This is a genomic window from Gemmiger sp. An194 (assembly GCF_002160145.1).
GTDB lineage: Bacteria > Bacillota > Clostridia > Oscillospirales > Ruminococcaceae > Allofournierella.
On sequence record NZ_NFKA01000039.1, the window covers coordinates 1 to 3113 of the forward strand.

Sequence of the window (3113 nt, forward strand, 5' to 3'; positions counted from 1 at the left end):
ATGTTGGAGGGGAGGTGGAGGGTATTGTCCTTCTCTGCCGAAGCGGCGTTCCGGTCCATCGGTACGTCATAGCCCATTAGCCATGCTTCGCTTACGTCCAGAGCCTGAGCAAGAAGGTAAACCGCATCCTGTTTTGCCTCCCAGGCACCGCTAAGATAGCGTGAGATGCTGGATTTGCTGACGCCCGATTGTTTGGATAGTTCGCTTTGAGTCATACCCTTAGAATCCAGCCCGTCACGTAGTCGGGATTGGAATGAAGAATTTTTATCCGGCATATCTACCACCTCATTTTGTATGTGTTTATATTATATCCCTAGAATTGCGGAAAATCAACATTTTTCAAAATCGAGTTGATGAATATCAAAAAACGGTGTTGACTTTACGCAATTCGTGTGCTACACTGACCTTGTGGTTGAGAAACCGCAACCACAAGGAGGGAGGTGAGAGAAGTGCCTGAAATGAACTACAACCCGCTGCTTGGAAGGATTAAAGAGTTTGGATTGACCCAAAAAGAATGCGCAAAGATACTGGGAATTAGCGAGGGACAGCTTAGTCGGAAGCTGTCTGGCGAGTATGTTTTCCGCCAAGATGAAATCAACGGTCTGTGCAATATTCTTGATATTGATGCGCATGAAATCGGCAAATATTTTTTTTGTCCTAAGAGTTGAGAAACATCAACTGACGAAAGGAGAACCACATGAACAACTTACAGATTTTTGTTTACAGCGGCGAGCAGCTGCGCACCGTCCAGCGGCATGACGGCCTGTGGTGGGTGCTGCGGGATGTTTGCCGGGTGTTGGGACTTGCCGAACCTCATCGAGTTGCCTCTCGTCTGGATGACGATGAAAAGGGGCGTACTCAGGTGACGACCCCTGGCGGCACCCAGGAAATGACCATCATCAATGAACCCGGCCTGTACGCCGTCATCCTTCGGTCGGACAAGCCGGAGGCCAAAGCCTTCAAGCGCTGGGTGACCCACGATGTGCTGCCCAGCATCCGCAAGACTGGGGCCTATGGAATCCCGCCGGAACGGCTGGCCAAGCTGGACGAATATCAGGCAAAGCTGGATCGGAACCGCAAGCTGCTGGCGGATATTGAACGCATCACCGCTCAGGCCGGCAGGCAAGCGCACGAAGCCCGGAAATGCTATGACGAGTGGCGCAAGACGCGGGAAGGGATTCGCGACAATGTGCGCTTCTGGGAAGAGTGCATTGCCCAGGAGATCAGGCAGCTGAGCGATGCGGCAGTCCAATAAAAAAGCCCGCATAAGGCGGGCGGAAAGGAGTAGGTATGGAAGTTACTATCAATCTCAAAGGCGAGGCAAAAGAAATTGCCGTCCTCGCACTGGAACTGCAATGGCGGCAATCTGAAAAAAAGATCTTGCTGGATGGGTCGACTATTGCTGAGGTCATGCAGGAAAAGCAGCCTCCGCTTGAAGTGATCTCTGACGCATTCAAGAATGCCCTTTTGAATCCCAGTCATGATAAGCCTGGAGTATAGCAAGGGAGAATCCCACAACCAGGTTGGCAACATAGGCGCTTTGCTCTTTTGAGAAAGGGCACTCTTGGATTTCTGAGCTGATGCCGAATCTGTTGCAGTCGTAGAGCAGAGAATTTAAATCCACTTGGCGCAAAAAATCGTTGAAAGACTTATCCATTGCAATCATCACCTCCCTTCCCGCCCATTGTAGCACGGGCTGGGAGGGCAAACAAGAAAGCACCATTTTCGTGGAATCACGGAAATGGTCGGAAAGGAGGAGTAACCATGAAAATCAAAACATTCGAAGAGTGGGTCGCGGCGGTGGAGAGGGAATACGTCAAGTTTTCCACCATGCACGACTACCTGAATGTCGGCGGAGTGGCCCGACTCAATACGTTCCGGGTGCTCAGTGAGGCATCGTGCTTTGCCTCGACCGCCAGCGAGATGCTGGAACTGATCGAAGCCTATGAAGGGCTTTCCGAAGCCCCCAACGCCGCCGCCCCGGTTCGCGCACTGAAAGTGATTGCGGCACAGGAGAATGCCGAGAAAGAAGAAAAGCAGGCTTTCAGAACCGCCAAGACGATGCCCAAAGGAAATGGGCATTCAGGCAGAAAAGAGTAAACCATGCGCACCGCTGAAAAGGTCGTCGAGTATCTGGAGCGGGCTGAGCGTTACGCATGCACCCCGTTGGGGCAGCGTGACCCCGCTGAATTCAAGGCTCTCATGGCTCTGAAGGCAGAAATCCAGAAAGAATGGAGGGAACATAATGCCTGTACAAAGAAGGCTGTTCCTGCAGCTGCGGCATCGGATTGAAGATGCCGGATATCAGGATCAGGAGTTTGCTGCAGAAATGGGCTGGCCGGGTTCGGTTCTGTCGGCCAGGCTGAATGGGCGTACGCCCTGGAGCATGGCCGACGCCTTCCGGGCCTGCGGTCTGCTGCAAATTCCGCTTGAAGAAATGTCCAACTATTTTGCCGATGCCGTTGAGGCAGAGGCACGAAAGGAGAGAGCAAGATGCTGAAAAAAGAAAGCGCCCAGCTGCGGCAACAGCTGGACGCCAGAAACCCCTTGCGGGGTGCCCCTCAGAGCACCCCCATTGTAACATGCTTGGCATGGATTTTGCAAACCCTGATCGGCTGCATCCAGGTGACCGCCTTCGGCGTGGTCGTGTGGCTGGGGTGTGGAGGCATCGAGTGGCTTTACCACAAAGCCCCGGCGCTGACAGTGTTTGCGCTGTTTGCGGCGCTGGCGGCACTGGTGAGCCGTGAACTGATTCATCAATGGAGGAGTAAGCGATGGGATTGACAAACGAGCAGAAGGGCGAGATCCGCGCGGCCTACCGTGACGCGGCGAACCCCAAAAAGCAGATCACCATCCTGGCTCAGCTCTACGCCACCTCAAAGGAGGAGATCTGCAAGGTGCTGGGCATCGAGGCTCCGGAGCAAAAGCCGAAAAAGACGCTGCGCAGCTATGAGCAGGCGGTGAAGGACGACGTGGTGAAGGCGGTCCTGCTGGAGGGAGCAACCTACCAGGAGGCAGCGGAGCGGTTCGGGGTACCCTACGGCAATGTGAATGCCTGGGTCAATAAGGCCCGCAAAAAGCAGGCGGAATTCGGCGTTGCAGCCCCGCCGCCC

Annotated in this window: 8 protein-coding genes; 7 read left to right on the forward strand and 1 reads right to left on the reverse strand. The window is 54.0% G+C overall.

All coding sequences use genetic code 11. From position 1 onward, the window contains the following. Positions 1–275: helix-turn-helix domain-containing protein (locus B5F28_RS14215; RefSeq protein WP_143424770.1), on the reverse strand; the 275-nt coding region annotated here is incomplete at its 3' end. 183 nt (positions 276–458) lie between these two features. On the opposite strand from B5F28_RS14215, the gene B5F28_RS14220 reads away from it, so the two are divergent. The 7 genes from B5F28_RS14220 to B5F28_RS14250 all read left to right on the forward strand — a co-directional run. Next, positions 459–668 carry a DUF739 family protein gene (locus B5F28_RS14220; RefSeq protein ID WP_077138583.1) on the forward strand — a complete coding sequence of 70 codons (210 nt, stop codon included), beginning with the start codon at positions 459–461 and terminating at the stop codon, positions 666–668. 29 nt (positions 669–697) lie between these two features. Further along, entirely contained in the window at positions 698–1255 is a 558-nt protein-coding gene (locus tag B5F28_RS14225; protein ID WP_087296482.1) for a BRO-N domain-containing protein, read from the forward strand. Between the two features lie 35 nt (positions 1256–1290). Continuing rightward, positions 1291–1500 carry a hypothetical protein gene (locus tag B5F28_RS14230; protein WP_087296483.1) on the forward strand — a complete coding sequence of 70 codons (210 nt, stop codon included), beginning with the start codon at positions 1291–1293 and terminating at the stop codon, positions 1498–1500. Between the two features lie 264 nt (positions 1501–1764). Next, positions 1765–2100 (forward strand): hypothetical protein, encoded by a 336-nt coding sequence (locus B5F28_RS14235; protein WP_087296484.1) that lies wholly within the window; start codon positions 1765–1767, stop codon positions 2098–2100. 145 nt (positions 2101–2245) lie between these two features. Further along, the gene (locus B5F28_RS14605) at positions 2246–2500 is read left to right on the forward strand and encodes a DUF739 family protein (protein ID WP_132587370.1); all 255 of its coding nucleotides are present in this window, start codon (positions 2246–2248) and stop codon (positions 2498–2500) included. Then, the gene (locus B5F28_RS14245; protein ID WP_087296486.1) at positions 2494–2784 is read left to right on the forward strand and encodes a hypothetical protein; all 291 of its coding nucleotides are present in this window, start codon (positions 2494–2496) and stop codon (positions 2782–2784) included. The genes B5F28_RS14605 and B5F28_RS14245 overlap by 7 nt, the downstream gene beginning before the upstream one ends. Continuing rightward, positions 2775–3113 (forward strand): sigma factor-like helix-turn-helix DNA-binding protein (locus B5F28_RS14250; RefSeq protein WP_143424771.1); only part of this gene is annotated, 339 nt, incomplete at its 3' end. The genes B5F28_RS14245 and B5F28_RS14250, both read left to right, overlap by 10 nt.

What these genes read in the sequence shown, in the direction of transcription:
- B5F28_RS14220 (WP_077138583.1), top strand. Translation starts at nt 459, where the DNA reads ATGAACTACAACCCGCTGCTTGGAAGGATTAAAGAGTTTGGATTGACC.
- B5F28_RS14225 (WP_087296482.1), top strand. Translation starts at nt 698, where the DNA reads ATGAACAACTTACAGATTTTTGTTTACAGCGGCGAGCAGCTGCGCACC.
- B5F28_RS14230 (WP_087296483.1), top strand. Translation starts at nt 1,291, where the DNA reads ATGGAAGTTACTATCAATCTCAAAGGCGAGGCAAAAGAAATTGCCGTC.
- B5F28_RS14235 (WP_087296484.1), top strand. Translation starts at nt 1,765, where the DNA reads ATGAAAATCAAAACATTCGAAGAGTGGGTCGCGGCGGTGGAGAGGGAA.
- B5F28_RS14605 (WP_132587370.1), top strand. Translation starts at nt 2,246, where the DNA reads ATGCCTGTACAAAGAAGGCTGTTCCTGCAGCTGCGGCATCGGATTGAA.
- B5F28_RS14245 (WP_087296486.1), top strand. Translation starts at nt 2,494, where the DNA reads ATGCTGAAAAAAGAAAGCGCCCAGCTGCGGCAACAGCTGGACGCCAGA.